Source organism: Streptomyces alkaliphilus (genome assembly GCF_014141535.1).
GTDB lineage: Bacteria > Actinomycetota > Actinomycetes > Streptomycetales > Streptomycetaceae > Streptomyces > Streptomyces alkaliphilus.
The window spans coordinates 1-1,905 of record NZ_VKHT01000956.1; the positions used below are offsets into that span (position 1 = coordinate 1).

General features: G+C 73.8%; 2 protein-coding genes. Both read left to right on the forward strand.

Annotated features, from left to right (window positions below; genetic code table 11):
* The coding region (locus FNQ90_RS21460) for an alkaline phosphatase family protein (protein ID WP_182607861.1) at positions 1-1,160 on the forward strand (1,160 nt) is incomplete at its 5' end.
* A gap of 74 nt (positions 1,161-1,234) precedes the next feature.
* Positions 1,235-1,905: thymidine kinase (locus FNQ90_RS21465; protein WP_182607862.1), on the forward strand; the 671-nt coding region annotated here is incomplete at its 3' end.

Sequence of the window (1,905 nt, forward strand, 5' to 3'; positions counted from 1 at the left end):
TCGAGGTCCCGGCCCTCGCCCCCGTCCCCGCGTGGGGCACCGCCTCGCTGGCGGACCTGCTGCCCGCGGCCCTCGCCGGCATGGGCGTGCCGGGCCCGACCACCGGACTGGTCCTGCCACCGGCCGACCGGGTGTGCGTCTTCCTGGTGGACGGCCTGGGTTGGGAGGTGCTGCGCGCCCACCCGGCCGAGGCCCCGTTCCTCACCTCGCTGCTGCCCGGCTCGCTCGCCGGCACCGGCCGGCCCGCCACGGCCGGCTTCCCCTCCACCACCGCCTCCTCGCTGGCCTCGGTCGGCACCGGACTGCCCGCCGGCGCGCACGGCCTGGCCGGCTACCGAATCCTGGACCCGGACGCGGACCGTCTGATGAACCAGCTGCGCTGGGACCCGTGGACCGACCCCCACCTGTGGCAGCCGTATCCGACGGTCTTCCGCCTGGCCCACGAGGCCGGGGTCGCCACCTGCCAGGTCTCCGCCCCCGCCTTCGAGCACACCCCGCTGACCCGGGTGGCGCTCAGCGGCGGCCGGTGGTTCGGCCGGCTGGACCCCGGCGAGCGCATGGACCTGGCCGCGAGCCGGCTGGCCGCCGCCGACCGCGCCCTGGTCTACACGTACTACGCGGACCTGGACGCCTGCGGACACCGCTTCGGCGTGGACTCCCCGGAGTGGCGCGGCCAGTTGCGCACCGTGGACGCGCTGGCCCTCCGGCTGGCCGAGCAGTTGCCCCCGCGCGCGGTGCTGTACGTGACCGCCGACCACGGCATGGTGGACGTCCCGATGACCGAGGAGTCCCGCTACGACGTTGACGAGGACTGGGAGTTGAGCGCCGGCGTCCGTCTGCTCGGCGGGGAGGGCCGCGCCCGCCACGTCTACGCCGTCCCCGGAGCCGCCGCCGACGTGCTGACCGTGTGGCGGGAGGTGCTGGGGGAGGACGCCTGGGTGGTCGGCCGCGAAGAGGCCGTCGAACTGGGTTGGTTCGGCCCCCCCGGGGCCGTGGAGTCGCGGGTGGTGGGACGGCTCGGTGACGTGATCGTCGCCATGACCGGCACCGCCGCCGTGGTCGCCACCTCCTCCGAGCCCAACGAATCGGCGCTGATCGGCATGCACGGTTCCCTGACCTCCGCCGAGTTGGACATCCCGCTGCTGGAGGTTCGTTCCTGAGCGGATCACCCTCCCGGATCCCGACCGCGAACCTCCCGAGCCCGTCCCCGTCCGCCGCACCGAAAGCCCCAGCCGTGGCCGAACTCGCCTTCTACGCCGGAACGATGAACTGCGGAAAGAGCACGCTCGCCCTGCAGATCCAGCACAATCGCTCGGCCCGCGGGCTCAGGGGCCTGATCTTCACCCGGGACGACCGGGCGGGGGAAGGGCGACTGTCCTCCCGGCTCGGCCTGGTCACCGAGGCGATCGAGACCGACGAGACCTTCGACTTCCACCGCCATCTGGTGCGCCGGCTCACGGCGGGGGACCGGGTGGACCATCTCATCGTGGACGAGGCCCAGTTCCTCTCCGCCGAACAGGTCGACCAACTGGCCCGGATCGTCGACGACCTGGGCATCGACGTCTTCGCCTTCGGCATCACCACCGACTTCCGCACCCGGCTCTTCCCCGGCTCCCGACGCCTGATCGAACTCGCCGACAGCGTCCGCACCCTTCAGGTGGAGTCGTTGTGCTGGTGCGGCGAGCGCGCCACCCACAACGCCCGCACCGTGGACGGCCGGATGGTCGTCGAGGGGGAACGGGTGGTGGTCGGCGACGTCGCGGGGGATCCCGACGGCAGGGGTCGGGAGACGGTGGGGTACGAGGTGCTGTGCCGCCGCCATCACCGGCGGCGGCTGACCGCCGCCGCGGCCGGGGCGGCCCACCTCTCCCCGGACGTGCTCCCGGTGGATCCGCCCGAGGAGCC